Below are 23,784 nucleotides of genomic sequence, written 5' to 3' on the forward strand. Positions count from 1 at the left end.
TTTTTCACCCCCCCCCCCCCCCCGGTCGGGGCCCGCGCCCGCGCCCCCCCCCCCCCGGGGCGCCGGGGGGGGGGGGGGGGGTGGGTTTCTGTTCCCCCCCCCCCCCCGGGGGGGGGGGGGGGGGGGGGGGGGGCCCCCCCCCCCCCCGCGGCGGGAAATTTTGTCAGTGCGGCCGCGAATCGTAGATCTGGACCAGGCGGTCCTTGGCGGCGAGCTTCTCTCGCTTCATCTGTCCGAGGGTGATGTCATCGATCGGCAACACGCCGAGTTCGGCATCCATCACCTTCTTGTCGAGATCCTTGTGGCGCTGGTAGAGCTGTTTGAACTCCGGGTTGGACTTCATCAGCGCGTCGATCTCGGGCTGCGGACGTTCTTCGAACATGAAAGCCTCCTTCAGGACAAATGCAAACGCCCCGGCCAAGGCCGAGGCGTCGCGTGGGAAGTCATCAGGGGCGCCGAGGTCTGCAGGCCTGCTTCACGCAGGCCCGCGGCGATCCAGCGATCGGCATCGGGGTCCTGCGGAATCTGGTTCTGCGTCATCGACCTGGCTCATCGCCAAGCGGAAAACAGGCCGCTTGGGTATCCGACCCTACTCTTCCTGTTTGGGGCCGGCAAGGCCGCCACCTGACGCGGCGACGAGCGGCAGCGGCGCAGGCGCAAGCGCGGCGGCGCCTGCAGCGGACCGCCGCCAAATGTCAGATTTTATTGACTATTTTGAAGTGACGATCGCTTCGACGCGATCGCTCTTGCCACTGCGCCCTGCCACCTGAATGCGCGAACGAGCGACGCCGGCAGCAACCATCGCGTCGCGTACGGCTTCGGCCCGGCGCTGGGCGAGCTTGGCGTCGCCGGCTTGAGCTTCGACTTTGACCGTTCCGGTCTGCGACGCCTGCACATAGGCGGCGAGCGTGTTCACCGTAGTGGTGGCGCCGCTGCTGAGACCGGCCTTGCCTGCGGCAAAGCTGTCCTTGGCGAGCGTGAACACTTCACCGCGGCTGTCGCGCTTGGACGCAGGCAACTTGCCGCCCGTCATCAGCTCGGCTTCCTGCCGCGCCAAGGCGGCTTCGCGCTCACGGGCGGCGTTCAGACGCGCACTCTGCGCACCGGCCACACCCTTCAGTGCTGTTTCGACGTCGGCCATGGCCGCGGCATCGGCTTCGGCCTGCACGCGCAGGCGCTCGGCTTCCTCGGCCTGCATCTGCGCCTGCAGGCGCAGGCGTTCGTTCTCGGCCCGTGCCAGCTCCGCGTCGCGACGGCTGGCCTCGATCAGCAGTTCGCTGCGCTCGCGATCGAGCCGGTCCACTTCGCGTTGCGCGGCCTGGCTGCGCGTACTGATCTCGGCGATCTGCACGCGACGCTCGGCCAGGTACAGCGCCGGGCCGCGGTTACGGTTGCTGGCTTCCGCCAGCGCCGTGATCGCCTGGTGCGCCTGCAGGCGTTCGTAGGCGGCGAAGGTGTTGAACTGCGGGTCCGTCTCGACGGCCGCCAGCCGCTGCGTCAGCCGGGTCACGTCGACATCGTCGGCGGCGGGAGCCGAGAACGCGGTGGCCAGCAGCAGCGCCGGCAGGATCTTGCGGAAGCTCATCGGCCGTCTCCGGTCTGCAGGCGCTGGCGCAGCTCGGCAACCTCACTGCGGCGCTGGTTGAGTTCGGCACTGACCAGCGCGTCCCGGCTCTTGGCATAGGCCAGGTCGGCATCCGCGGCCGCAGCCAGCGCCAGGCGGCGGGCATCGTCCTCGCGGCCGTCCGACATGGCCGCCTGCGCCTGCTCAAGTTCGCTGCGGGCGGCGCCGATGTCCTGGGCAGCATACTGGTCCGCATCGGCGCCCTCGGCGCGAATGACGGCCTGTCTTGCCCCCGAAAGTTCGTTGGTAGGGGGAGGCAGGGAGGAACAACCTGTCGAGGCCAAAGCGAGAACCAGGGCCAGCAGCGGCAAACGGAATTGTGCGAAGCTTGTACGCATAGGGGTGCCGTGACGTTCGGGTAGCGCGCGGCCATTGTCGGAAGCCGGCGGCAAGCTTGCAATGGCAAGCCGCCGCCAAAGAGGGGACGGAAGCATGGACATCGGCTATTTCTTGAAGCTGATGACGGAAAAGAACGCCTCGGACATGTTCCTGACCACCGGCGCGCCGGTCTACATCAAGGTCGAAGGCAAGCTTTACCCGCTCGGCAATACCGGCCTGCCACCCGGCATGGTCAAGAAGATCGCCTACTCGCTGATGGATGAGGGCCAGGTCCCGATCTTCGAGCGCGAGCTGGAATTGAACATGGCACTCGCGCTGCAGGACGCCGGCCGGTTCCGCATCAACGTCTTCAAGCAGCGCGGCGAGGTCGGCATGGTGATCCGTGCGATCCGCAGCGTCATTCCTTCGATCGAGGAACTGCAGCTGCCGCAGGTGCTGAAGGACATCATCATGGCCCCGCGCGGCCTGGTGCTGATCGTCGGCTCGACCGGTTCGGGCAAGTCGACGACCCTGGCGTCGATGATCGACCACCGCAACAGCAACACGTCGGGTCACATCCTCACCATCGAGGACCCGATCGAATACCTGCACAAGCACAAGAAGTCGATCGTCAACCAGCGCGAGGTCGGCCTCGACACGCATGCCTTCCATAACGCGTTGAAGAACGCGATGCGAGAAGCGCCGGACGTCATCCTGATCGGCGAGATCCTCGACGCGACGACGATGGAAGCGGCGATCGCCTTCGCCGAAACCGGCCACCTGTGCCTGGCGACGCTGCACTCCAACAATGCCGACCAGACGCTGGAGCGCATCCTCAACTTCTTCAACGAGTCCGCGCACAAGAACGTGCTGATGAACCTCGCGCTGAACCTGCGCGCCGTGGTGTCGCAGCGCCTCGTCGTGGGCACGGATGGCCGTCGCTTGCCGGCGACGGAAGTGCTGATCAATACGCCGATGATGCGCGACCTGATGCGCCGCGGTCAGGTGCACGAGATGAAGCAGGCGATGGAGGAGTCGCTCGAAGAAGGCATGGAGAGCTTCGACCAGTGCCTGTTCCGCCTGCACAAGACCGGCAAGATCGAGATGGAGGAGGCGCTGCGCGCCGCCGACTCGCGCGATGGCCTGGCCTTGAAGTTCCGCCTGTCGGAAGGCAGCAGCGGCGCGCACGATCCCTACGCCGACGTCTTCACCGAAGACGCGCACGCGCACTGACCGCGCACCACTGGCGCTACCGGCTTATGCCGGTGGCGCGTCGGGCTGGCGCTCCGGGCGCGCCGCTTCGAAGGCCGGAAGCGCCTGGCAGGCCTCGTCGATGCGAAGCAGCGTCGGGTACGGCGCCATGTCCACATGGAAGCGGCGCGCGTTGTAGACCTGCGGCACCAGGCAGCAATCGGCCAGGCCCGGCGTGTCGCCGATGCAGAAGCGCCCCGTCATCGGGTCATCCGCCAGCATGGACTCCAGTGCGGCAAACCCCTGTTCGATCCAGTGGCGCACCCAGGCCTCGCGCCGCGGCTGCGGCACCTCCCAGGTGTGCTCGAAGTACTGCAGGACGCGCAGGTTGTTCAACGGATGGATGTCGCAGGCGATCGCCAGGGCGATGGAACGTGCGCGGCCGCGCTCATCGGCTGACTTCGGCAGCAGCGGCTGCTCCGGCCAGACTTCGTCGACGTATTCGAGGATGGCCAGCGACTGGCTCAGCACACGGTCTCCGTGACGCAGCGCCGGCACCAGCCCCTGCGGATTGGCCTTGCGGAACGCTTCGCCGTGCTGCTCGCCGCCATCGCGCAGCAGATGGATCGGCAAGGTCTCGTAGGCCAGCCCCTTGAGGCCGAGGCCGATGCGCACGCGATATGCCGCGCTTGAGCGCCAGTACGAATACAGCTGCAGTTGCTCGCCCATGCCCGCACTCCCTGTCCGCGATGGATCGCGGGCAGCAGGCGCTGCCCGCGCAGGCAGCCGTCAGGCCGCCGGATTGCGCTCGATGCGCTGCTCGATGGCACCGAAGACGCTGCGACCCTCGCGATCCAGCATCTCGATGCGCACGGTGTCGCCGAACTTCATGAAGGGCGTCAGCGGCTTGCCGTGTTCCAGCGTCTCGACCGTGCGCTTCTCGGCGAAGCAGGACGCGCCGAGGGACGTGTCCTCGTTGGCCACGGTGCCCGACCCCACGATCGTGCCGGCCGACAGCGGCCGCGTCTTGGCGGCATGCGCGACCAGTTGCGCGAAGCTGAAATGCATGTCGACACCCGCTTCCGGCGCACCGAACCATTCACCGTTGATGTGCGTCAGCAGCGGCAGGTGCACCTTGCTGTCGCGCCACACGTCGCCGAGTTCGTCCGGCGTGACGAACACCGGGCTCAGCGCCGAATGCGGCTTGGACTGCAGGAAGCCAAAGCCCTTGGCCAGTTCGTTCGGAATCAGGTTGCGCAGCGAGACGTCGTTGACCAGGCCCACCAGCTGGATGTGCGAAGCCGCCTGTTCCGGCGTGGCGGCCATCGGCACGTCGTCGGTCACGATCACGACCTCAGCTTCCAGGTCGATGCCGTATTCCTCGCTCGGAACGCGCACTGCATCGCGCGGACCGTAGAAGCCGGCGCTGACCGCCTGGTACATCAGCGGGTCGACGTAGAAACTCTCCGGCACTTCCGCACCGCGTGCACGGCGCACGCGTTCCACATGCGGCAGGTAGGCCGAACCATCGACGAACTCGTAGGCGCGCGGAAGCGGTGCGGCCAGCGCTGTGACCTCCAGGTCGAACGCGCCCTCGGCCGTACCGGCATTGAGCGCATCGGACAGCGAGTTCAGGCGCGGCGCGATGTTCGACCAGTCTTCCAGCGCACGCTGCAGGGTGTCGGCGATGCCGGTGGCGCGCACGGCGCGGGAGAGGTCGCGCGAGACGACGATCAGCGTGCCGTCGCGGCCGCCTTCCTTCAACGATCCAAGCTTCATCGGTGATCCGTGGCTCTAGCCGGGTTAGATGGTTGCAATTGTAACTGCTTGCGCGGCAGCCTTGCCCGCGCTCCGTGCGCGCCTAGCGGACACGCGCCGGTGTGCACGATATAGCGGCCGACGTGGTTGCGTGATGGTGACGGCTGCAACGAGCCATGCTGGGCTCAGCAACGCTCGCTGAGCGACCGGCGAGCATGCTGTCCCTGCAACTCGTTGCGTCCTTCCAGCCGCGGGCGCGGCATCGACCAGACCGGCTCTTCTGTGCTGCGGCGGGCCCAACAAAAAACCCGCCTTGCGGCGGGTTTTTTGTTTGGATCTGGCAGCCCCGGATGGATTCGAACCACCGAATGCCTGAGTCAGAGTCAGGTGCCTTACCGCTTGGCGACGGGGCTATGAAGCTGATTGTAACCCGAAATCGAGAAAATCGATTAGCGCTTCGAGAACTGCGTAGCGCGACGGGCCTTGTGCAGACCGACCTTCTTACGCTCGACTTCACGTGCGTCGCGGGTCATGAAGCCGGCCTTGCGCAGGTCGGACTTCAGCGACTCGTCGTACTCGACCAGCGCGCGGGCGATGCCGAGGCGGATCGCACCGGCCTGACCGGTGATGCCGCCACCGGCGACGGTGACGACGACGTCGAACTTGTCGGTCGACTGCGTCAGTTCGAGCGGCTGGCGCACGATCATGCGCGCAGTCTCGCGACCGAAGAAGTCTTCGATCGAACGCTGGTTGATGGTGATCTTGCCCTCGCCCTTGCGCAGGAACACGCGGGCGGTGGAGGACTTGCGGCGGCCGGTGCCGTAATTCTGCTGGATAGCCATGTTCTTACCTTAGAGGTCCAGGGGCTGCGGCTGCTGGGCGGCGTGCGGATGCTCCGAGCCCTTGTAGACCTTCAGCTTGCGGTACATGGCACGGCCGAGCGTGTTCTTCGGCAACATGCCCTTCACAGCGATCTCGATCACGCGCTCCGGGTGGCGCTCGAGTGCCTGGGCGAGGTTCTCGCTCTTCAGGTTGCCGACGTAACCGGTGAACCGGTGGTACATCTTGTCCTGGAGCTTGTTGCCCGTGACGACGATCTTCTCGGCGTTGATCACCACGAGGTAATCGCCGGTATCGACGTGGGGGGTGTAGACGGGCTTGTGCTTGCCGCGCAGGCGACGCGCGAGTTCGGAGCACAAACGGCCGAGCGTCTTGCCAGACGCATCGACGAGGTACCAGTCGCGCTGGACGGTCTCGTTCTTGGCGGTAAAGGTCTTCATGACGGTTCTGCTATGGGGTGACTGGTCGGACTGATTCCGCGTGGGCTTGAGCCCTCGTGGAACTTCGCCTCGCGTTGTTGGAACGAAAGAGGCGGAATGATAGCGGGCCAGCAGGGGCGCCGCAAGTCGCCTGGACACGCATGCTAGCATCCGGCCCATGCCCGCCGCCCCTCCGCCCTCCGCCGACCCGTTGGTGGCGCTGGCCGATCGCTGCGTGCAATGCGGGCTCTGCCTGCCCGCGTGCCCGACCTATGGCCTCGACCGGCTCGAAGCTGAATCGCCTCGTGGCCGCATTGCCCTGGCCCGGGCCTGGGCGCTGGATACCGTCGAAGTGACGGAAGCCGGCGAAACCCACCTTGACCAATGCCTGGGTTGCCGGAGCTGCGAGGCGGTATGCCCGGCCGGCGTCCAGTACGGGCAGTTACTGGTTGCGGCCCGGGAGCGGCAGCAGGGCCGTCGGACTGACAGCTGGCGCGCTCGCGCGATCCGGCACCTGGTCACCCGCACGCGTCTGCTTTCTTTCGGGCTGGCCCTGTATCGCCAATGGTACGACTGGCTGCCTCCTGGCTGGCGCCCCCTTCCCCGCCCCGCTGACCGGCGCTTTCCAGCACCCGCAACCCAGTCCGGCAAGCGCACGCAGGTATCGGTCTTCGTTGGCTGTGTCGCTGAGGCCTATGAGACCGGACTGCGCGCCGCCCTCGCCCGCCTTTGCGATGCGATTGGCTTCCAGGTCATCGAGACGCCGGGGCAGTCCTGCTGTGGAAGTCTGCACGCGCATGCCGGCGATGTCGCCCGGGCGCAGCAACTGGCCAGCCGGAATCGCGCTGCGTTCGCCGGAGCCCGCACGGTGCTGACATTGGCCAGCGGTTGCCACGAATCCGTGGCCCAGGCGCTGGACACCCGAACCGTCGACGCGATCGCCTTCCTCGCGCAACACGCCGCGTCATTGCCGCTGCGTCGCTGCGACGAGCGCATCGCGCTGCACCTGCCCTGCACCCAGCGCAATGTGGTCAGGTCGGTGCCGGCACTGCGGCAGTTGCTCGCGCAGGTGCCCGGTCTGAGCGTGATCGAACTCGATGCGGGCTACGGCTGCTGCGGTGCGGCCGGAGTCCAGATGCTCGAGGATCCGGCGCGCGCGGCGCGATTCCGAGAACCGCTGCTGCAGCAATTGATCCAGAGCAAGGCGACGCGGCTGCTCAGTGCCAATATCGGCTGCCGCCTGCACCTGGCCCAGGGTACTTCGGTGCCTGTACAGCACCCACTCGAGTTCCTCGCCGGGCTGCTGGAACCTTCACCGGCCAACCGCGACCCCAACATTTAAACTGCCGACCATGACGACAGCCCGCGAACTGACTCCGCTGGACCGATTCCTCGCCGACACACAGCGCGCGCTCGATACCGTGTTCGGCGCTCCGGCCGCGGAGCGGGGCAACCCTGCCGCTGGCATCGCCCAGATCGAGTTGGATGAGAACGAACGCCGCCACGCCGCCGGCCTGATGCGCATCAACCACGTCGGCGAGGTCTGCGCGCAGGCGCTTTACTGCGGCCAGGCAGCGGTCGCCCGCGACGAGGCGACTCGCGCGCACCTGCTCGAAGCGGCACAGGAGGAAACCGACCACCTCGCATGGTGCGCCGACCGCCTGCGCGAACTCGACAGCCGCCCCAGCCTGCTCAACCCGCTGTGGTATGCCGGCAGCTTCGCGATCGGCGCGCTGGCCGGGCTGCGCGGCGATGGCTGGAACCTCGGCTTCGTGGTCGAGACCGAGCGCCAGGTCGAGGCGCACATCGACGAACACCTGGACTCGCTGCCCAATGCCGATGCACGCAGCCGCGCGATCCTGGAAGTGATGAAAGCCGACGAATCCCGTCATGCCGACAACGCCGAAGCCGCGGGCGCACGCATCCTGCCGCCGCCGGTGCCGAGCCTGATGGCGGCCGCGTCGAAACTGATGAAGACCGTGGCTTACAGGATCTAGGGCTCCCTTCCCCGGCCTGGGCTCACACGAGCGGGACGGGGAAGATGAGCAACAAAAAAGGCCGGCGATTGCCGGCCTTTTTCATGACGCCAGGACTACTCAGTCGGCCAGGTTGCGGCCGTGGTAGAGCTCCTCGATCTCGCGCTTCAGGCGCGCTTCGATCTTCATGCGCTCCTTGAACGACAGGTTCTTGGCCTTTTCCTCGAACAGGTAGGTGTCGAGCTCGAACTCCTTCAGGTGCATCTTCGTGTGGAAGATGTTTTCCTGATAGACGTTCACGTCGAGCATCTCGTAGCGCGACTTGATGTTCTTGGCCAGGTAATCCTGGATCGAGTTGATCTTGTGGTCGATGTAGTGCTTCTTGCCCTTGATGTCGCGGGTGAAGCCGCGCACGCGGTAGTCCATCACCACGATGTCGGACTCGAAGCTCTCGATCAGGTAGTTCAGGGCCTTCAGCGGCGAGATCACGCCGCAGGTCGCCACGTCGATGTCGGCACGGAACGTCGCGATGCCACTGTCCGGATGGGTTTCCGGATAGGTGTGGACGGTGATGTGCGACTTGTCCATGTGCGCGACCACGGCGTCGGAGATGATCTCCTTGCCGGCGGCCTTCTTGTCGATGACCGGTTCCTCGGAAATGAGGATGGTCACCGACGCGCCCTGCGGATCGTAATCCTGGCGCGCGATGTTCAGGATGTTGGCGCCGATGATCTCCGCCACATCGGTCAGGATCTGGGTCAGGCGGTCGGCGTTGTAAGCCTCGTCGATGTATTCGATATAACGACGACGCTCGTCCTCCGACGCGGCGAAGCAGACGTCGTAGATATTGAACGAGAGGGCCTTGGTGAGGTTGTTGAAACCTTGCAACCTCAGGCGAGGCAACGGCTTGACCACGGCAGTGAGATCCCGGTAGGGCGGCGAGGGACGCGATTATGAGGCAATTGTCCCCCCGGGGGAACGCAGCCCGTCGCGAGGCCGGCAGGCGCCTTCGGACTGAACAGGAACGGGCACTCCGTCACAGCCCGGCACCTGCCATGTGACGCTGAGGGTCGGGTATTTGCCCAATACGTTAGTTCGCCCTAAGCTCCACGAATCACACATTCTTCACGCCCATGTCCGTCAATCCGGTTAATCCCCTGCCTGCAATGCGCCGTGCCGCCAGCCCGCTGATGCCGGATGGCGCCACCATTGAGCGCTTCCTCGCCCACTGCCATCGCCGTCGCTACCCGTCGCGCACCGACGTGTTCCGCCCGGGCGACCCGGCCAGCACGCTCTACTACGTGATCTCCGGCTCGGTCAGCATCATTGCCGAGGAGGAAGACGGACGGGAGCTGGTGCTGGGCTACTTCGGCCCCGGCGAGTTCGTCGGTGAACTCGGCCTGTTCATCAATAGCGACCACCGCGAGGTGATCCTGCGTACGCGCAGCGCATGCGAGCTGGCCGAGATCGGCCATGAGCGCCTCTACGACCTGCTGCTGACCCGCCTGTCGCTGGACGCGCCGAAGCTCCTGTACGCCATCGGCGCACAGATCTCGCGCCGCCTGCTCGACACCAGCCGCAAGGCGGGCCGCCTGGCCTTCCTCGACGTTACCGACCGCATCGTCCGTGCCCTGCATGACCTGTCGAAGGAGCCCGAGGCGATGAGCCATCCCCAGGGCACCCAACTGCGCGTGTCGCGCCAGGAACTGTCGCGACTGGTCGGCTGCTCGCGCGAGATGGCCGGCCGCGTGCTCAAGAAGCTCCAGGCCGACGGCAAGCTGCACGCCCGCGGCAAGACCGTCGTCCTGTACGGCACCCGCGGCTGATCGGCTGATGGGAAGCGCCGCCGGCTCCGTCGACACCACGCTGCGCGTGCGGACGGCGGAGCTGGGGGACGCCAGCGACGTCGCCCGCCTGCTCTGCGACCTGGGCTATCCGAGCAACCGCGAGGAAGCCTCCGAACGCATCTCCATCGTCCGCCACGATCCGCGCCAGCAACTGCTGCTGGCCGAGATCGGCGGCGCGGTCTGCGGCCTGATCGCGACCTACACCCGCTACGCCTTCAGCCGTGGCGCGGAAGTGACTCAGATCACCGCGCTCGTGGTCTCGTCCGGAAACCAGCGCCAGGGCGTTGGCCGCCGCCTGCTGCGCGAGGTCGAAAGCCGCGCCCGGCGCTCGGGCGTGACCTGCCTGGACGTCACCAGCAACGCGCGTCGCACCGACGCCCACGAGTTCTATCGTCATTGCGGCTATGACGACAGCTCGCTGCGATTTGTCAAAATGCTCGGCGACTGAACACCGCCCGAGGATTCGCATGGACTGCCCCAAGTGTCACGCCCCGATGGAACGCATCGACCACCTGGTCTCGCACGCGCACCGCTGCACGCAGTGCCGGGGTCTGTGGATGGGCATGGGCGAACACCGCCTGCTCGAGGATGCCGCCGAGCTGATCGATACCGGTGACGCCGCGATCGGCGAGCACTACAACCGCATCGACCGCATCAAGTGCCCGAGCTGCTTCGACAGCCAGCTGGTGCGCATGGTCGACCCTCAGCAGACCCACATCTGGTTCGAAAGCTGCAAGCTCTGCTACGGCCGCTTCTACGATGCCGGCGAGTTCCGCGACCTCGCCGACCACAGCCTGTCCGACTTCTTCCGCGACCTGGAAACGCCCGAGCGCGTCTGACCGCGCCGGACGCCGGCATCAGGTGTCGGCGAGCACCGGTTCGCCGCCACGCCCCTTCACGCCCCAGTTGAGGATCGGCGTGCCTTCGGGCAGCACTCTCTCGAACATCGCCACGCGGCTGCGCTTGGGATTGACCACCACCGGATGACGCGCCGCTTTCAATAGCGGCAGGTCGGCGCTGCTGTCGGAGTACGCCACCTCGATCTGGTCGTAGCCGGCGTCCCAGATCATCCGCATCTTGTTCTGGTGGTGGCAGTGCTCGGTCGTGATCATGCCCCCCAGGAACGGCCCGCCCAGGCTGCCGATGACCGGCAGGTCCTGGTGCGCGACGAAGTCGAGGATGGCGCGGGCCAGTTCGGGCGAAGCACCGGTGGCGATGATCACGCGGTCGCCGGCATCGCGGTGGCGCTGCAGCACCTTCAGGGCCACCGGCAACAGGCGCCTGCGGATCTGGTCGGCATGCAGCTGCACGTACCGGTCGATGAGCCGGTCCATGTCGCGGCGCCGGTGCGTGCCGACCGTGCCGATCCACAGATAGCCAGAAATCGCGTACCTGCGCGTCGGCAGCCACGCGATCATCGGCAGCAGCAGCGGCGACAGCAGCAACGCGGCCGCCTGGCGCGCCCAGTGGCGCTGGATCAGCCACAGCACCAGATGACTGCCCGAGTCGCCGTTGTAGAGCGTGTGGTCGAAGTCGAAGACCACCAGCGGCCTGTAGGGCCTGGAGCCGTCGAGAGGCGCCACCCAGGTCCTCTTGCTCATGCAGAAAACATCCGTCGCAGCGCCGCGCCGGGATCGGCCTCGCGCATGAAGGACTCGCCGATCAGGAAGGTCTCGACGCCGGCGGCACGCATCGTCGCGACGTCTGCGCGTGTGGCGATGCCGCTTTCGGTGACCAGGGTGCGATCGCGCGGCACCGCATCCTTCAGTGTCAACGTAGTGTCCAGCGACACCTCGAAACTGCGCAGGTTGCGGTTATTGACGCCGATCAGCTCGCAGTCGGTCTGCAGCGCCCGTTCCAGTTCGTCGATGTCGTGCACCTCGACCAGCACGTCCATGCCCAACTCCATCGCCAGGTTGGCCATCTCCACCAGCGGGCCGTCCTCCAGCGCGGCGACGATCAGCAGGATGCAGTCGGCGCCGATCACGCGCGCCTCGTAGACCTGGTAAGGATCGATCGTGAAGTCCTTGCGCAGCACCGGCAACGAGCAGGCACCACGCGCCTCGCCCAGGTACAGGTTGCTGCCCTGGAAAAAGTCGACGTCGGTCAGTACCGACAGGCAGGCGGCGCCGCCGGCTTCGTAGCTGCGGGCGATCTCCGCGGGATTGAAGTCCTTGCGGATCAGGCCCTTCGACGGGCTCGCCTTCTTCACTTCCGCGATGACGGCAGGGCCTCCTTCGGCGTGCTTGCGGCGGATCGCTTCGACGAAGCCGCGCGCTGGCGGCTGCTGCGTCGCGCGGGAGCGCAGGTCGGCCAGCGTTCGTACGCGGCTGCGCTGTTCGATCTCCTCGGCCTTGCGGGCGAGGATGCGGTTGAGGATGTCGCTCATGCTCAGGTGCTGGTTTGTTTGCTGTTCGCGGGCTTGCCATAAGCCCGTTCGACCTTGGCTACGCGCAATTCGTAGTGCTGGTACCAATGGGCGCGCCCGTAGGCGCGGGTGGCGGCATGCTCGGCATGCTGGCGCCAGGCGGCGATCGCCTCCTCGCTTTCCCAGTACGACACGGTGATGCCGAAGCCATCCGCGCCGCGCGTGGATTCCACGCCGAGGAAGCCCGGCTGTTGCGACGCAAGTTCGACCATGTGATCGGCGGCCTGCGCGTAACCGGCATCGTCCTCGCCATTGCGCTGCGAAGCGAAGATCACCGCGTAGTAGGGAGGCTGCGGCGTGCGGGCGAAGGCATCGTTCACTTCATGCCTCCACCACGGCCAGCTGGCGCGTCATCGCGACGAACTCTTCCAGCTTCGCCAGGGCGGCACCGGACGCCAGCGCGGCACGCGCGCGGTCGATGCCCTCGGCAATGCTGTCAGCGACGCCTGCCACGTAGATCGCCGCGCCGGCGTTCATCGCCACGATCTCGCGCGGCAGGCCGGGCTCGTTGCGCAGCGCCTGCAACACCAGCGCCTTCGACTCGATCGCGTCGTTGACGCGCAGGTTGCGGCTGGCGGCCATGGCGATGCCGAAATCCTCCGGGTGCACTTCGTACTCGCGCACCGTGCCATCTCGCAATTCGCCCACCAGGCTGCCGGCACCGAGCGACAGCTCGTCCATGCCATCGCGGCCCCACACGACCAGCGCGCGTTCGGCGCCGAGCTCCTGCAGCACGCGCACCTGGATGCCGACCAGGTCGGGATGGAACACGCCCATCAGGATGCTCGATGCGCCCGCGGGGTTGGTCAGCGGGCCGAGGATGTTGAAGATCGTGCGCACGGCCATCTCGCGGCGCACCGGTGCGACCACCTTCATCGCCGGGTGATGCACCGGCGCGAACATGAAGCCGATGCCGCAGCCGTCGATGCAGCGTGCGACCTGCTCCGGCGCCAGGTCGATCTGCGCGCCGAGCGCCTCGAGCACGTCGGCGCTGCCGGACTTCGACGACACGCTGCGGTTGCCATGCTTGGCGACTTTGGCGCCCGCAGCGGCCACCACGAACATGCTGGCGGTGGAGATGTTGAACGTATGCGCGCCGTCGCCACCGGTGCCGACGATATCGACCAGGTGCGTGCGGTCGGCAACCTCGACCGGGCGCGCGAACTCGCGCAGCACCGTCGCCGCGCCGGCGATCTCGCCGACGGTCTCCTTCTTCACACGCAGGCCGGTGAGGATCGCCGCGGTCATCGTCGGCGACACCTCGCCGCGCATCACCATGCGCATCAGGTCGACCATTTCGTCGTGGAATATCTCGCGATGCTCGATCGTGCGCTGCAACGCTTCTTGCGGAGTGATGGGCATGGCCGTGTCAACGCTCCAGGAAGTTCTTCAACAGCGCGTGGCCGTGCTCGGTGAGGATCGATTCGGGATGGAACTGCACGCCCTCGACCGGGTGCTCGCGGTGGCGCAGGCCCATGATCTCATCGAACGAACCATCCTCGTGGTCGGTCCACGCGGTGATCTCCAGGCATTCCGGCAGTGTCTCGCGCGAGACCACCAGCGAGTGGTAGCGGGTGGCCTCGTAGCCGTCGGGCAATCCGGCGAACACGCCTTTGCCTTCATGGCGGATGCGCGAGGTCTTGCCGTGCATGATGGTCTTCGCGCGCACGACGTCGCCGCCGTAGGCCTGTCCCAGGCTCTGGTGGCCCAGGCACACGCCGAACATCGGAATGCGCTGGCCCAGTTGCCGGATCGCCTCGACCGAAACGCCGGCCTCGTTCGGCGTACACGGCCCCGGCGAGATGACGATGCGCTCCGGCGCCAGCGCTTCGATCTGCGCCAGCGTCAGTTCGTCGTTGCGCACGACCTTCACTTCCGCGCCCAGTGCCTGCAGGTACTGCACGAGGTTGTAGGTGAAGGAGTCGTAGTTGTCGATCATCAACAGCATGGGAGCGGACTCGCTGGATGGCGCCGGACGGCTGCGCGCGGCACGGGCGGCATCGTGGAGGCGTGATTATCCCGCCTCGGACCGTGCCGGGGGGAGGATGGAGATCGTGTTTCGAGGATCAGGTGCCGCGGGATGCGGCCGTGGACGGCCGGAACGGGACCAGGACGAGCGGGATCAGTGGGGCACGCAGGGTTCACGCAGGGATTCCTTGGAGGACGACGAGGCAGGACGGACGGCGGCCAGCGGCCACCATCGCCAACCCAGGTCGGCTGCAAGGAATTGCGGGGTCGTACGCACGATCATGGCCCTACTTTAGCGGCTCGGCGGCGGCGGCGCGACCGTTGCGGACGCAACGGGGCGGAGCGATCGTTCACGCCAACGGAAGGATCACCCGCACGCGCAGGCCCGGCGCGCGGTCCAGCAGCAGCACGCGCCCGCCGTGGCGATGGACGATGGCGCGCACCAGGCTCAGCCCGAGGCCGATGCCGGGCGAACCGCGGTGGCGCTCCAGTCGCTGGAAGCGATCGAACACGCGTTCCCGGTCCTCCTCCGGAATCCCGGGACCGCTGTCGTCGATCTGCAGGACCGCGCCGTCGGCCGTGGCATGCAGGGCGACGGCGACCTCGCCCCGCTCCGGCGAGTACTTGAGCGCGTTGTCGAGCAGATTGACCAGCATCTGGAACAGCTGGTCGCGATCACCGCGTACGTGCGCCGGGTTGAGGTCGCTTCGCAGGACGATGCCCCGCTCGGCACCGATCGGGGTGTAGAGCTCGATCGCATCACCCGCCAAGGCCGCCAGGTCCATCGCCGGCTCGTCGTGCGCCGCCGGTTGCGCCTCGATCCGCGCCAGGCGCAGCAACGCGCCGAACGACTGCAGCAGCTGGTCGGTCTCGGCGACGGCGGCGTCGAGCGCATCGCCGCGCACCGCCATGGCGGGCTGCCGGCGCAGATCCTCCAGGCGGTTGCGCAGGCGCGTGAGTGGCGTGCGCAGGTCGTGGGCGATGTGGTCGGTGGCATGGCGCACCCCGCCCAGCAGTTCTTCGATGCGGTCGAGCATGCCATTGAAACGCCGGGCGAGCCGGTCGAAGGCGTCGTCGCTGCCATCGAGCGGCACGCGCAGGCCCAGCTCGCCCCCGCCGACGCGCTCGGCCGTGGCGTCGAGGCTGCGCAGGCGCCGGGAAACCCAGCGCGAGGTCAGCCAGCCGACCAGGGCGCCCAGCGTCGCCGCCACCAGCAATGCGACCAGCGCGGTGCGCAGCATCAGACCCAGGAAGCGGTCCTGCGAACGCAGGCGCAGGCCGGTCAGCAGCGTGCCGCCATCGGGCAGCGCCTGCAGGTGCGCGACCACGTGGCGGTGGCCATCGTCTTCGCCGCGCGCGGGCGCCCGTTCGGTGAACTCGATCCAGCGTGCACCGGGGCGATGCTGCGGCAGCGCGGGATAGGTGCCGACCGTGACGGCGCCGTCCATTGCCGTCAGCGCATACACCGCGTCAGGATCCTCGGGCGCATCGATGCGTCGGTGCAGTTCATCGGCCAGCGCCGCGCGGCCATCCTCGCGGTAGAGGTCGAGCAATCCGGCCGAGTCGGTGCGCACCAGTTCGCGCGCGTCCTGCATCAGCAACGCCGACACCGCGAGGTAGATGCCCGCACCGAGCAGCACGAACGCCAGCAGGAACGAGGCCATCACCGCCAGGGCCAGCCGCGTGCTGGTCGAGCGCGGCGCGATGCTCATTCGCCCAGCCGGTACCCGGCGCCGCGCACGGTATGCAGCAGCGGGCGGGCGAAGCCGTGGTCGATCTTCTGCCGCAGCCGGCTGACGTGCACGTCGATGACGTTGGTCTGCGGATCGAAGTGGTAGTCCCACACGGCCTCGAGCAGCATGGTCCGCGTCACCACGCGTTCGGCCTGGCGCATCAGGTACTCGAGCAGGCGGAACTCGCGCGGCTGCAGTTCGATGCGCTTGCCGGCGCGGCGAGCCTCGCGGCTGAGCAGGTCCAGTTCGAGGTCGGCCACGCGCAGCCGCGTGGGCTCGCGCTCGTCGCCGCCGCTCGCACGGCGCACGATGCTGTCCACTCGCGCGCTCAGTTCGGAATAGGCAAATGGCTTGACCAGATAGTCGTCGGCGCCGGCACGCAGGCCTTCGACGCGATGGTCGACCTCGCCCAGTGCCGTGAGCAGCAGCAACGGCGTGCGGTTGCCGGCACCGCGCAGGGTCTGCAGCACGGTCATGCCATCCAGGCCGGGCAGCATGCGATCGAGCACGATCGCGTCGTAGCCCTCGGTGGTCGCCAGGAACAGGCCCTGCTTGCCGTCGCCGGCATGATCCACGGCATGGCCGTCCTCACGCAGGCCCTTCACGATGAAGGCCGCGGTGTGGGGATCGTCTTCGACCAGCAGGACGCGCATGTATGGGCCTGTCCACCCCAATGCTCAAAAAAGGATACCCCGCCGGGGGTCGTCGACGGGGTATCCACCCGCTCCTCAAGCGGGCCCGGGGGAGCGGATCACTTCTTGATTTCGTTGTTCATGGCCTTGCTGTCGGCCTTCTTGGCTTCCGCCTTCTTGGTCTTGGCTTCGTGCTTGTGCTTGGCGACCGTGGTCTTGGCGGGAGCCTGCTCAGCCGGCGCGGCAGCGGGCGGTGCGGCCAGCGCCGAACCGGCCAGGGCCGTCAGGGCAACGGCGAACAGGGACTTGCGGACGTTCATGGTGGGCTCCTGGTGACGAGGGAACTTCGATTGCCGGTGGGGAGCATCCCCATCGCCAGGACAGATTGGGCTCCCGCGCCTCACCAGGGTCTTTCCTGCGCATGAACGATCCGTAATGTTTCGCGGCCCACGAAAAAGGGCTGCCCGCGGGCAGCCCTTCTGGTCGATGCGTCGTTCGCCGGGACTCAGGCCACGCCCGAGCCTCCGCGGCGAAGCGGCACCGGCGCGGTGGCGATGCGGGCCTTGAGATCGGCCATCGTGCCGGGCAGCACCACCAGGTAGGTGATCAGCTGCTCCGCGAGCTCCAGCATCAGCTCGGCGGTGACCTTGTCGATCGCCGCCTCGTCCTCGAACTGCCGCCCGAACGTGCCGCCCGGCGACAACAGCTGCGCGAGGTCCTGCAACGGCTTGGCGAGGTCGACGTCCTGGCCCAATGCCTCGAGCCGGCGCGGCAGCGGCATGTCGCGCTTGTCGTCGCCGAGCATGCGGTTGGCCAGTCCCGCGATCACGTGGCGTACCGTCAGTGCGGCGGCGCCCCACTCGGCCCGGTTGTAGAGCTTCAGCGCCGAGTCGTAGCTGCGCGCCAGCGGCGCGGACAGCGGCGACAGGTATTCGATCCCGGGCATCGCCTCGCGACCGCCCGATTTCGGGTAGCAGTACAGCCCGCCTTCCTTGCGGGTGCCGTCGGCCTGCAGCAGTTGCATGAACAACACATCGCCTTCGCAGCGTGCGCAGGTCAGCTCGCTGGCGGCGACCTGGCGCCCGTGCTCCTGCCAGGTGCCGGTCTCGAACACCGCCTCCTTCAGGCAGTACGGACACACCATTTCCACCGTGCGCGGAAAGGTGTTCGAGAAGCGCGACTGGACGTAGTCGTCGTGGACGAGTTGCATCGCCGTTTCCTCCCCAAAGAGCTGGTTACTGCATTCCCACCTTGGATCCCACGTGACCAGTGGAACCTCTGACTTGTGAATAAAACGTTGTGGCCCTCAAGCCCAGGACAACCAGCATCGCCGGTCGGCAAGGCGACCGTGCTGATGCACGCACGAAATCGTGACGCCCTTCACCGTTCGTCGATGATGGCGTTCGCTGGTCGGCCCTGATGGCACGCCGGTCGGCCATTCCGGCCCGGCGCGTCCGTTCGAACCAGGCCTCAGAGGCCCTTCGCCGCTTCCGCGACGGCGCGGAACAGCGCGCGGCCCTTGTTCATCGTTTCGTCCCATTCCTTGACCGGATCGGAGTCGTAGACCACGCCGGCGCCGGCCTGGACGTACAGCCGGCCGTCCTGGATGACAGCAGTGCGGATGGCGATGGCGGTGTCCGCGTCCCCGTTCCAGCCCAGGTAGCCGATGCTGCCGGCGTAGACGTTGCGGCGGATCGGTTCGAGTTCGCGGATCACTTCCAGCGCGCGGATCTTCGGTGCGCCACTGACGGTACCTGCGGGGAACGTGGCGCGCAGCACGTCGGCATAGCTCAGCCCGGGCTTCAGCGTGCCGGTGACCTCGCTGACGATGTGCATGACGTGGCTGTAGCGCTCGATGACGAACTGCTCGCCGACTTCGACCGTGCCAGGCTCGGACACGCGGCCGACGTCGTTGCGCCCGAGGTCGATCAGCATCAGGTGCTCGGCGCGCTCCTTGGGATCGGCCAGCAGTTCGGCTTCCAGCGCGGCGTCCTCTTCGGGCGTGGCGCCGCGTGGACGGGTGCCGGCGATCGGGCGCACGGTGACGTGGCCGTCCTCCAGTCGCACCAGGATTTCCGGCGAACTGCCGACCACCTGCGTATCGCCGACGTCGAGGAAGTACATGTAGGGCGACGGATTCAACGCGCGCAATGCGCGGTAGACGTCGACCGGCCGCGCCTTGAACGGCACCGACAGGCGCTGGCTCAGCACCACCTGGAAGATGTCGCCGGCGCGGATGTAGTCCTTCGACTTCTCCACCGCAGCGATGAAGCCCTCGCGGGTGAAGCCGGAAACGAAGTCGGTTTCGTCCAGCACGCGCCCTTCCAGCGTCTCCGGATAGCCCGGCCCGCCCTGGCGCAGGCGGTGCACCAGTTCGTCGAGGCGGCGGTTGGCGCGGGCCAGGGCGCGCGGCTCGCTCGGGTCGGCATGGACGATCAGGTACAGGCGGCCCTTGAGGTTGTCGAACACCGCCAGCTCGTCGCTCTGCATCAGCAGGATGTCGGGCGTGCCCAGTTCGTCGGGCTTGTGCGTGCCGTCCGGCTGCGGACCGGCCAGGCGCGGCTCGATGTACTGGATGCATTCGAAGCCGAACCAGCCGACCAGGCCACCGGTGAACCCCGGCAGGCCGGGGATCTTCGGCACGCTGTGCTCGGCGCGCAGGCGCTCGACCTCGGCGAACGGATCCTCGACCGTGCGGGTCTCGACCAGTTCGCCTTCCTCGGCAACGAACAGCGTGTGCCCGGCGAAGGCGTACACGCGCCGCGCCGGCAGGCCGATGATCGAGTAACGGCCGAAACGCTCGCCGCCTTCGACCGATTCGAACAGATAGGTGTGCGGGCCGTCGGCAAGCTTCAGGTAAACCGACAGCGGCGTGTCGAGATCGGACAGCACCTCGCGTACGACGGGAATGCGGGTGTGGCCGTCAGCGGCCTGCTGCTGGAACTGTTCGGGAGAGGTCACGCAAAGATTCCTTGGAAGACGGATGGGAACGGACGATGGCGGCCGAGGGTCGCCATCGCCGGTTCGTGCCAGCAGCAAGGAAGCGCGGATGTGCGGGGCGTGTCATGGGCCTACTTTAGCGGCTGCCGCGCAGCGGGCGAAGCCAGGCGTCACACGGGCGTCATGATCGGTCCGGATCATGGAAGGCCATTGCAGGGACGATTGGCGGAGGCGGGATTGCCTCCAATATTCCGCGGCAAGCCAGCGATGGCTTGCCGCTTCGCTTTCCGGCCGCAGCCTCCAGCCGGTGGCGCCGTTAGCGCAGATCGGTATCCGCCAACACCACGCCATCCTCGTCGGCGCACAGCCAGTCTCCGGGGCGGATGCGCACGCCCCCGAACTCGACATCGACGTCGCGCTCGCCCAGGCCGAGCTTGTCGGTCTTGCGCGGGCATGTGCCCAGCGCCTTGACGCCGAAGTCGAGCGCGCCGATCGCGCCGCAGTCGCGGATCGCGCCGAACACCACCACGCCGCACCAGCCGTTCTCCACGGCCTGCGCGGCGAGCATGTCGCCGAGCATCGCGCGCCGCATCGAGCCGCCGCCGTCGATCACCAGCACGCGGCCCTGGCCGGGTTCGGCCACCGCTTCGCGCACCAGCGAGTTGTCCTCGAACGCGCGGATCGTGCTGACCATGCCGTTGAACGCCAGGCGCCCGCCGAAGTCGACCAGCGGCAGGTCGAGCACACGGACCTGTGCATCATGCAGATCGCACAGGTCGCAGGTCCTCATCCCCGCACCGCGCTCACGGCCGCCTTCATGCTGCCGATGACTTCGGCGTAGTCGGAGGCGTTGAAGATCGCCGAACCGGCGACGAAGGTGTCGGCGCCCGCGGCGGCGATCTCGGCGATGTTGTCGGCCTTGACGCCGCCGTCGATCTCCAGCCGGATCGGCTTGCCGCTGCGGTCGATCATCTGGCGCACGCGGCGCAGCTTCTCCAGCGTCGACGGGATGAAACTCTGCCCGCCGAAGCCGGGGTTGACCGACATCAGCAGCACCATGTCGAGGTCTTCCAGCACCCAGTCCAGCACCTCGATCGGCGTGGCGGGGTTGAGCACGAGACCGGCCTGGCAGCCATGCGACTTGATCAGCTGCACGGTGCGGTGCACATGGGCGCTGGCCTCGGGATGGAAGCTGATCAGGCTGGCGCCGGCCTTGGCGAAGTCGGGAACGATGCGGTCGACCGGCTCGACCATCAGGTGCACGTCGATCGGCGCGGTGACGCCGTGCTTGCGCAGCGCCTCGCAGACCATCGGACCGATGGTCAGGTTGGGCACGTAGTGGTTGTCCATGACGTCGAAGTGCACCCAGTCGGCACCGGCCTTGAGGACGTTGTCGACCTCCTCGCCGAGACGGGCGAAGTTGGCTGAGAGGATGGACGGGGCGATGACGGTCGATTGCATGGGGCTCACTTGTTGCGCAGGGCTTTGATGCGGTCGTAGGCCTGGTTGATCTCGCGCGCCTTGGCCTCGGCACGCTGGCGCAGCTCGGCGGCCGCGCCGGCCATCTTGTCGGGGTGGTACTGCGAGATCAGCCGGCGGTAGGCCTGGTCGACCTCGGCATCGGTGGCGTCGGAGGTCAGGCCCAGCGTCGCGTACGGGTTGTCGCGCCGCAGCTTGAACCAGTCGATGTCGAAAGCATGGCCGATCAGCAGCCCGACCAGGGCGCCGAACAGCGGGTTACCCCGCATCAGCGCCGCACCCGCGAAGAATCCGAGCAGCTTGCCGTACCAGCGTTTCATCGTCCTCCCACTTCCCAGCGGCCACGTTCACGGTTCAGGCGACAGTTTACCTGCACGTCGCGTCCGGCCGGCGTACACTGGCCGGCCCTGTCGCGGAGACGCGCCAGCCAGGCGCGCCACGGCGGCGAGCGCGCCAATGCAGGCGCGCCAGACGGGGAGTTTCCGTGCACACCTCGAGGGTTCTGCGTTGTCCACGACACTGCTTCAGTCCGACCTGCCCGGCCTGTCCCTGCGCCATCGCGGCAAGGTCCGCGACGTCTTCGACCTGCCCGCCGACCGCCTGCCCGCGGGTGCCGGCGACTGCCTGCTGATGGTGGCCACCGATCGCCTCTCCGCGTTCGACGTGGTCCTGCCCGACCCCATCCCGGGCAAGGGCGAGATGCTGTGCCAGATCAGCAATTTCTGGTTCGGCAAGACCGAACACATCGTACGCAACCACCTCACCGGCATCGATGTCGCCTCGGTATTGCCGGATGGCGTCGACACCGCCCTGTACGCCAAGCGCGCGGTCGTGACCAAGCGCCTGAAGCCGGTGCCGATCGAATGCATCGCCCGCGGCTACGTCATCGGCAGCGGCTGGAAGGATTACCAGCGCACCGGCCGGGTCAGCGGCATCGCCCTGCCCGACGGCCTGCGCCAGGCCGAGCAGCTGCCGGAACCGATCTTCACGCCCTCGACCAAGGCCGCCGTCGGCGACCACGACGAGAACATCGACTTCGACACCGCCGTGCGCACTGTCGGCGCCGACCTCGCCGAGCAGGTGCGCGACGCCACGCTGCGCCTGTACAAGTTCGCCCGCGACTACGCGGCCGAGCGCGGCATCATCCTGGCCGACACCAAGTTCGAGTTCGGCCTGGACGCCGACGGCCGCCTGTACGTGATGGACGAGATGCTGACGCCGGACTCCTCGCGTTACTGGCCGGCCGACCAGTACGAAGCCGGCACCAGCCCGCCGAGCTACGACAAGCAGTTCGTGCGCGACTACCTGGAGACGCTGGACTGGGACAAGACCCCACCCGGCCCGAAGCTGCCCGCCGACGTGATCGCGCGCACCCGCGCCAAGTACGCCGAGGCGCTGCAGAAGCTGGCGGGGATTTCGGTCGACTGACCGTTCTTTCGCGCGGCGCGGCAAGGACCGCGTCGCGTGCATATTGCGCACAACTCCGCAGGTGCATGCCACCCACCCGCCTGCGCCATGATGTGCTCCCCTCACGGAAGGAGCCTTCATGAAACCCGGCTACCTCTACCTCGCCATCGCGATCGCCGCTGAGGTGATCGCCACCAGCGCGCTGAAGGCCTCGGAAGGTTTCACCAGGACCGGGCCGTCGCTGGTCGTCGCGATCGGCTACGGCGTGGCGTTCTACTTCCTGTCGCTGGTGCTCAAGTCCGTCCCGGTCGGCGTGGCCTACGCGATCTGGTCGGGCGTGGGCATCGTGCTGATCGCGCTGATCGGCTGGTGGTTCCTGAAGCAGCCGCTGGATGCGGCGGCGATGGTCGGCATCGGCCTGATCGTCGCCGGCGTGCTGGTGATCCAGCTGTTCTCGAAGACCTCGGCGCATTGAGCGCATCACGCCGGGACGCCCCCGGCCCCCGTTCGTCCTGAGCGTAGGCGCGCAGCGCCGGAGTCGAAGGATGAGCGGGTGGAACTCCAGTCACGCCCTTCGACTCCGCGCCTGCGGCGCTACGCTCAGGACGAACGGGACCAGACGCGAAGGTTGGTTCGCAACAGCGCTACCAGCCAGCTCGAACAGCGATAAAGTAGGCGCAAGCCAGCATTCCGCTTACCGGAGCCCGCCATGAATACCGTCGCCGATTCGCCGCAGCGTCCGATCGACCGCTGGTTCGCCCACTACTCCGGCGACCACCGCAATGCCACCAACCAGCTGATCCATGTGATCTGCGTGCCAGCGATCCTGTGGAGCGTGATCGCGCTGCTGTGGTGCATCCCGGCGCCGGGCACGATGTTCCGGCCGGGCTTCTGGGCCGGCCTGGCGATGCTGGCATCGGCGCTGTTCTACTACCGCGCCTCGCGCGCGCTCGGACTGGGCATGGTCGTCCTGTTCGTGCTGATGGGATTCTCGGTGCGCTGGCTGCACGACCACTACGGCACCAGCGTGACACTGTGGTCCGGCATCGCCGTGTTCGTCGTGGCGTGGATCGGCCAGTTCGTCGGCCACAGCAAGATGTTCGAAGGCAAGCGGCCGAGCTTCTTCACCGACCTCACCTACCTGCTGATCGGCCCCGTCTGGGTGCTGGCCAAGCTGTACCGCAAGTTCGGCTGGTCGTACTGATCCCAACGCGGGCGGGCGAG

General features: G+C 67.3%; 31 protein-coding genes and 1 tRNA gene. 9 read left to right on the forward strand and 23 right to left on the reverse strand.

The window, feature by feature from the left end; all coding sequences use genetic code 11:
* Positions 1 to 163 precede the first annotated feature (163 nt).
* The 4 genes from IU514_RS12905 to IU514_RS12920 all read right to left on the reverse strand — a co-directional run bounded on the left by IU514_RS12905 (position 164) and on the right by IU514_RS12920 (position 2,064).
* Positions 164 to 382 carry an HP1242/YdcH family protein gene (locus IU514_RS12905; protein ID WP_194931543.1) on the reverse strand — a complete coding sequence of 73 codons (219 nt, stop codon included), beginning with the start codon at positions 380 to 382 and terminating at the stop codon, positions 164 to 166.
* An 11-nt stretch (positions 383 to 393) separates the two neighbouring features.
* Positions 394 to 540 (reverse strand): hypothetical protein, encoded by a 147-nt coding sequence (locus tag IU514_RS12910; RefSeq protein ID WP_194931544.1) that lies wholly within the window; start codon positions 538 to 540, stop codon positions 394 to 396.
* Positions 541 to 709: 169 nt separating this feature from the next.
* Complete coding sequence (locus tag IU514_RS12915; RefSeq protein ID WP_194931545.1) at positions 710 to 1,585, reverse strand: OmpA family protein; 876 nt, start codon at positions 1,583 to 1,585, stop codon at positions 710 to 712.
* Positions 1,582 to 2,064 (reverse strand): DUF4398 domain-containing protein, encoded by a 483-nt coding sequence (locus IU514_RS12920; protein WP_228760720.1) that lies wholly within the window; start codon positions 2,062 to 2,064, stop codon positions 1,582 to 1,584. The genes IU514_RS12915 and IU514_RS12920 overlap by 4 nt, the downstream gene beginning before the upstream one ends.
* Between IU514_RS12920 and IU514_RS12925 the strand changes: the two genes are divergently transcribed.
* Positions 2,057 to 3,175 carry a PilT/PilU family type 4a pilus ATPase gene (locus IU514_RS12925; RefSeq protein ID WP_194931546.1) on the forward strand — a complete coding sequence of 373 codons (1,119 nt, stop codon included), beginning with the start codon at positions 2,057 to 2,059 and terminating at the stop codon, positions 3,173 to 3,175. The genes IU514_RS12920 and IU514_RS12925 overlap by 8 nt on opposite strands.
* A 24-nt stretch (positions 3,176 to 3,199) precedes the next feature.
* On the opposite strand, the gene maiA is transcribed toward IU514_RS12925, so the two are convergent.
* The 5 genes from maiA to rplM all read right to left on the reverse strand — a co-directional run bounded on the left by maiA (position 3,200) and on the right by rplM (position 6,171).
* Complete coding sequence (gene maiA / locus IU514_RS12930; protein WP_194931547.1) at positions 3,200 to 3,862, reverse strand: maleylacetoacetate isomerase; 663 nt, start codon at positions 3,860 to 3,862, stop codon at positions 3,200 to 3,202.
* Positions 3,863 to 3,922: 60 nt separating this feature from the next.
* Positions 3,923 to 4,912, reverse strand: coding sequence for a fumarylacetoacetate hydrolase family protein (locus IU514_RS12935; RefSeq protein ID WP_194931548.1), 990 nt, complete (start codon positions 4,910 to 4,912; stop codon positions 3,923 to 3,925).
* Between the two features lie 317 nt (positions 4,913 to 5,229).
* Positions 5,230 to 5,304: transfer RNA gene (locus IU514_RS12940), tRNA-Gln, on the reverse strand.
* A gap of 36 nt (positions 5,305 to 5,340) precedes the next feature.
* Complete coding sequence (gene rpsI, locus IU514_RS12945) at positions 5,341 to 5,733, reverse strand: 30S ribosomal protein S9 (RefSeq protein ID WP_194931549.1); 393 nt, start codon at positions 5,731 to 5,733, stop codon at positions 5,341 to 5,343.
* A gap of 9 nt (positions 5,734 to 5,742) precedes the next feature.
* The gene (rplM, locus tag IU514_RS12950) at positions 5,743 to 6,171 is read right to left on the reverse strand and encodes a 50S ribosomal protein L13 (protein ID WP_194931550.1); all 429 of its coding nucleotides are present in this window, start codon (positions 6,169 to 6,171) and stop codon (positions 5,743 to 5,745) included.
* A 157-nt stretch (positions 6,172 to 6,328) separates the two neighbouring features.
* On the opposite strand from rplM, the gene IU514_RS12955 reads away from it, so the two are divergent.
* Both IU514_RS12955 and coq7 read left to right on the forward strand, forming a co-directional pair.
* Positions 6,329 to 7,492, forward strand: coding sequence for a (Fe-S)-binding protein (locus IU514_RS12955; RefSeq protein WP_194931551.1), 1,164 nt, complete (start codon positions 6,329 to 6,331; stop codon positions 7,490 to 7,492).
* 10 nt (positions 7,493 to 7,502) lie between these two features.
* Complete coding sequence (coq7, locus tag IU514_RS12960; RefSeq protein ID WP_194931552.1) at positions 7,503 to 8,147, forward strand: 2-polyprenyl-3-methyl-6-methoxy-1,4-benzoquinone monooxygenase; 645 nt, start codon at positions 7,503 to 7,505, stop codon at positions 8,145 to 8,147.
* A 99-nt stretch (positions 8,148 to 8,246) separates the two neighbouring features.
* Here coq7 and speD read toward each other — a convergent pair whose 3' ends face one another.
* Positions 8,247 to 9,041, reverse strand: a complete 795-nt coding sequence (gene speD, locus IU514_RS12965; RefSeq protein ID WP_194931553.1) for an adenosylmethionine decarboxylase — start codon at positions 9,039 to 9,041, stop codon at positions 8,247 to 8,249.
* A 251-nt stretch (positions 9,042 to 9,292) separates the two neighbouring features.
* On the opposite strand from speD, the gene crp reads away from it, so the two are divergent.
* From crp to IU514_RS12980, 3 genes are read left to right on the forward strand one after another with little or no spacing between them, the layout of a single operon-like run.
* The gene (crp, locus tag IU514_RS12970; RefSeq protein ID WP_228760721.1) at positions 9,293 to 9,952 is read left to right on the forward strand and encodes a cAMP-activated global transcriptional regulator CRP; all 660 of its coding nucleotides are present in this window, start codon (positions 9,293 to 9,295) and stop codon (positions 9,950 to 9,952) included.
* Between the two features lie 7 nt (positions 9,953 to 9,959).
* A complete protein-coding gene (locus IU514_RS12975; protein ID WP_194931555.1) occupies positions 9,960 to 10,421 on the forward strand; it encodes a GNAT family N-acetyltransferase in 462 nt (153 codons plus the stop codon).
* Positions 10,422 to 10,440: 19 nt separating this feature from the next.
* Complete coding sequence (locus IU514_RS12980) at positions 10,441 to 10,812, forward strand: zf-TFIIB domain-containing protein (protein WP_194931556.1); 372 nt, start codon at positions 10,441 to 10,443, stop codon at positions 10,810 to 10,812.
* Positions 10,813 to 10,830: 18 nt separating this feature from the next.
* Here IU514_RS12980 and IU514_RS12985 read toward each other — a convergent pair whose 3' ends face one another.
* The 13 genes from IU514_RS12985 to IU514_RS13045 all read right to left on the reverse strand — a co-directional run bounded on the left by IU514_RS12985 (position 10,831) and on the right by IU514_RS13045 (position 21,473).
* Positions 10,831 to 11,574 (reverse strand): haloacid dehalogenase-like hydrolase, encoded by a 744-nt coding sequence (locus IU514_RS12985; RefSeq protein ID WP_194931557.1) that lies wholly within the window; start codon positions 11,572 to 11,574, stop codon positions 10,831 to 10,833.
* On the reverse strand, positions 11,571 to 12,362 hold the full coding sequence (trpC, locus tag IU514_RS12990; RefSeq protein WP_194931558.1) for an indole-3-glycerol phosphate synthase TrpC: 792 nt from the start codon (positions 12,360 to 12,362) through the stop codon (positions 11,571 to 11,573). The genes IU514_RS12985 and trpC overlap by 4 nt, the downstream gene beginning before the upstream one ends.
* Positions 12,363 to 12,364: 2 nt before the next feature.
* On the reverse strand, positions 12,365 to 12,721 hold the full coding sequence (locus IU514_RS12995) for an antibiotic biosynthesis monooxygenase family protein (protein WP_194931559.1): 357 nt from the start codon (positions 12,719 to 12,721) through the stop codon (positions 12,365 to 12,367).
* A 1-nt stretch (position 12,722) separates the two neighbouring features.
* The gene (gene trpD, locus IU514_RS13000; RefSeq protein WP_194931560.1) at positions 12,723 to 13,763 is read right to left on the reverse strand and encodes an anthranilate phosphoribosyltransferase; all 1,041 of its coding nucleotides are present in this window, start codon (positions 13,761 to 13,763) and stop codon (positions 12,723 to 12,725) included.
* A 7-nt stretch (positions 13,764 to 13,770) separates the two neighbouring features.
* Positions 13,771 to 14,349 carry an anthranilate synthase component II gene (locus tag IU514_RS13005; protein WP_194931561.1) on the reverse strand — a complete coding sequence of 193 codons (579 nt, stop codon included), beginning with the start codon at positions 14,347 to 14,349 and terminating at the stop codon, positions 13,771 to 13,773.
* Positions 14,350 to 14,719: 370 nt separating this feature from the next.
* Positions 14,720 to 16,081: a sensor histidine kinase gene (locus tag IU514_RS13010; RefSeq protein ID WP_194931562.1), complete on the reverse strand. Its 1,362-nt coding sequence runs from the start codon at positions 16,079 to 16,081 to the stop codon at positions 14,720 to 14,722.
* Positions 16,078 to 16,755 carry a winged helix-turn-helix domain-containing protein gene (locus tag IU514_RS13015; protein ID WP_194931563.1) on the reverse strand — a complete coding sequence of 226 codons (678 nt, stop codon included), beginning with the start codon at positions 16,753 to 16,755 and terminating at the stop codon, positions 16,078 to 16,080. The genes IU514_RS13010 and IU514_RS13015 overlap by 4 nt, the downstream gene beginning before the upstream one ends.
* A 98-nt stretch (positions 16,756 to 16,853) precedes the next feature.
* A complete protein-coding gene (locus IU514_RS13020) occupies positions 16,854 to 17,054 on the reverse strand; it encodes a hypothetical protein (RefSeq protein WP_194931564.1) in 201 nt (66 codons plus the stop codon).
* Positions 17,055 to 17,239: 185 nt separating this feature from the next.
* A complete protein-coding gene (locus tag IU514_RS13025) occupies positions 17,240 to 17,944 on the reverse strand; it encodes a zinc ribbon domain-containing protein (protein WP_194931565.1) in 705 nt (234 codons plus the stop codon).
* Between the two features lie 260 nt (positions 17,945 to 18,204).
* The gene (gene trpE / locus IU514_RS13030; protein ID WP_194931566.1) at positions 18,205 to 19,695 is read right to left on the reverse strand and encodes an anthranilate synthase component I; all 1,491 of its coding nucleotides are present in this window, start codon (positions 19,693 to 19,695) and stop codon (positions 18,205 to 18,207) included.
* A gap of 295 nt (positions 19,696 to 19,990) precedes the next feature.
* Positions 19,991 to 20,464, reverse strand: a complete 474-nt coding sequence (gene rraA / locus IU514_RS13035) for a ribonuclease E activity regulator RraA (protein WP_194931567.1) — start codon at positions 20,462 to 20,464, stop codon at positions 19,991 to 19,993.
* Complete coding sequence (rpe, locus tag IU514_RS13040) at positions 20,461 to 21,135, reverse strand: ribulose-phosphate 3-epimerase (RefSeq protein WP_194931568.1); 675 nt, start codon at positions 21,133 to 21,135, stop codon at positions 20,461 to 20,463. The genes rraA and rpe overlap by 4 nt, the downstream gene beginning before the upstream one ends.
* Positions 21,136 to 21,140: 5 nt before the next feature.
* Positions 21,141 to 21,473 carry a J domain-containing protein gene (locus IU514_RS13045; RefSeq protein WP_194931569.1) on the reverse strand — a complete coding sequence of 111 codons (333 nt, stop codon included), beginning with the start codon at positions 21,471 to 21,473 and terminating at the stop codon, positions 21,141 to 21,143.
* A 187-nt stretch (positions 21,474 to 21,660) separates the two neighbouring features.
* Here IU514_RS13045 and IU514_RS13050 point away from each other — a divergent pair, with 187 nt between their 5' ends.
* From IU514_RS13050 to IU514_RS13060, 3 genes are all read left to right on the forward strand, one after another.
* Entirely contained in the window at positions 21,661 to 22,581 is a 921-nt protein-coding gene (locus IU514_RS13050) for a phosphoribosylaminoimidazolesuccinocarboxamide synthase (RefSeq protein ID WP_194931570.1), read from the forward strand.
* A gap of 118 nt (positions 22,582 to 22,699) precedes the next feature.
* A complete protein-coding gene (locus IU514_RS13055; protein ID WP_194931571.1) occupies positions 22,700 to 23,035 on the forward strand; it encodes a DMT family transporter in 336 nt (111 codons plus the stop codon).
* A gap of 234 nt (positions 23,036 to 23,269) precedes the next feature.
* Positions 23,270 to 23,764 (forward strand): Mpo1 family 2-hydroxy fatty acid dioxygenase, encoded by a 495-nt coding sequence (locus IU514_RS13060; RefSeq protein ID WP_194931572.1) that lies wholly within the window; start codon positions 23,270 to 23,272, stop codon positions 23,762 to 23,764.
* Positions 23,765 to 23,784: the final 20 nt, after the last annotated feature.

It is taken from the genome of Lysobacter niastensis, assembly GCF_015453285.1.
In the GTDB taxonomy this organism is placed as follows: domain Bacteria; phylum Pseudomonadota; class Gammaproteobacteria; order Xanthomonadales; family Xanthomonadaceae; genus Lysobacter_J; species Lysobacter_J niastensis.

Excerpts from the sequence above, each read along its gene's own strand:
- IU514_RS13045 (WP_194931569.1), bottom strand. The coding sequence starts at position 21,473 with ATGAAACGCTGGTACGGCAAGCTGCTCGGATTCTTCGCGGGTGCGGCG.
- IU514_RS13020 (WP_194931564.1), bottom strand. The coding sequence starts at position 17,054 with ATGAACGTCCGCAAGTCCCTGTTCGCCGTTGCCCTGACGGCCCTGGCC.
- IU514_RS12920 (WP_228760720.1), bottom strand. The coding sequence starts at position 2,064 with ATGTCCATGCTTCCGTCCCCTCTTTGGCGGCGGCTTGCCATTGCAAGC.
- IU514_RS13005 (WP_194931561.1), bottom strand. The coding sequence starts at position 14,349 with ATGCTGTTGATGATCGACAACTACGACTCCTTCACCTACAACCTCGTG.
- IU514_RS12910 (WP_194931544.1), bottom strand. The coding sequence starts at position 540 with ATGACGCAGAACCAGATTCCGCAGGACCCCGATGCCGATCGCTGGATC.
- IU514_RS12980 (WP_194931556.1), top strand. The coding sequence starts at position 10,441 with ATGGACTGCCCCAAGTGTCACGCCCCGATGGAACGCATCGACCACCTG.
- IU514_RS13010 (WP_194931562.1), bottom strand. The coding sequence starts at position 16,081 with ATGAGCATCGCGCCGCGCTCGACCAGCACGCGGCTGGCCCTGGCGGTG.
- IU514_RS12925 (WP_194931546.1), top strand. The coding sequence starts at position 2,057 with ATGGACATCGGCTATTTCTTGAAGCTGATGACGGAAAAGAACGCCTCG.
- maiA (WP_194931547.1), bottom strand. The coding sequence starts at position 3,862 with ATGGGCGAGCAACTGCAGCTGTATTCGTACTGGCGCTCAAGCGCGGCA.
- trpD (WP_194931560.1), bottom strand. The coding sequence starts at position 13,763 with ATGCCCATCACTCCGCAAGAAGCGTTGCAGCGCACGATCGAGCATCGC.
- IU514_RS12905 (WP_194931543.1), bottom strand. The coding sequence starts at position 382 with ATGTTCGAAGAACGTCCGCAGCCCGAGATCGACGCGCTGATGAAGTCC.
- coq7 (WP_194931552.1), top strand. The coding sequence starts at position 7,503 with ATGACGACAGCCCGCGAACTGACTCCGCTGGACCGATTCCTCGCCGAC.
- IU514_RS13025 (WP_194931565.1), bottom strand. The coding sequence starts at position 17,944 with ATGCAACTCGTCCACGACGACTACGTCCAGTCGCGCTTCTCGAACACC.
- IU514_RS12975 (WP_194931555.1), top strand. The coding sequence starts at position 9,960 with ATGGGAAGCGCCGCCGGCTCCGTCGACACCACGCTGCGCGTGCGGACG.
- rplM (WP_194931550.1), bottom strand. The coding sequence starts at position 6,171 with ATGAAGACCTTTACCGCCAAGAACGAGACCGTCCAGCGCGACTGGTAC.
- IU514_RS13060 (WP_194931572.1), top strand. The coding sequence starts at position 23,270 with ATGAATACCGTCGCCGATTCGCCGCAGCGTCCGATCGACCGCTGGTTC.
- IU514_RS13015 (WP_194931563.1), bottom strand. The coding sequence starts at position 16,755 with ATGCGCGTCCTGCTGGTCGAAGACGATCCCCACACCGCGGCCTTCATC.
- IU514_RS12935 (WP_194931548.1), bottom strand. The coding sequence starts at position 4,912 with ATGAAGCTTGGATCGTTGAAGGAAGGCGGCCGCGACGGCACGCTGATC.
- IU514_RS12985 (WP_194931557.1), bottom strand. The coding sequence starts at position 11,574 with ATGAGCAAGAGGACCTGGGTGGCGCCTCTCGACGGCTCCAGGCCCTAC.
- rraA (WP_194931567.1), bottom strand. The coding sequence starts at position 20,464 with ATGAGGACCTGCGACCTGTGCGATCTGCATGATGCACAGGTCCGTGTG.
- IU514_RS13055 (WP_194931571.1), top strand. The coding sequence starts at position 22,700 with ATGAAACCCGGCTACCTCTACCTCGCCATCGCGATCGCCGCTGAGGTG.
- IU514_RS12915 (WP_194931545.1), bottom strand. The coding sequence starts at position 1,585 with ATGAGCTTCCGCAAGATCCTGCCGGCGCTGCTGCTGGCCACCGCGTTC.
- rpe (WP_194931568.1), bottom strand. The coding sequence starts at position 21,135 with ATGCAATCGACCGTCATCGCCCCGTCCATCCTCTCAGCCAACTTCGCC.
- IU514_RS12955 (WP_194931551.1), top strand. The coding sequence starts at position 6,329 with ATGCCCGCCGCCCCTCCGCCCTCCGCCGACCCGTTGGTGGCGCTGGCC.
- rpsI (WP_194931549.1), bottom strand. The coding sequence starts at position 5,733 with ATGGCTATCCAGCAGAATTACGGCACCGGCCGCCGCAAGTCCTCCACC.
- crp (WP_228760721.1), top strand. The coding sequence starts at position 9,293 with ATGCGCCGTGCCGCCAGCCCGCTGATGCCGGATGGCGCCACCATTGAG.
- trpC (WP_194931558.1), bottom strand. The coding sequence starts at position 12,362 with ATGAGCGACATCCTCAACCGCATCCTCGCCCGCAAGGCCGAGGAGATC.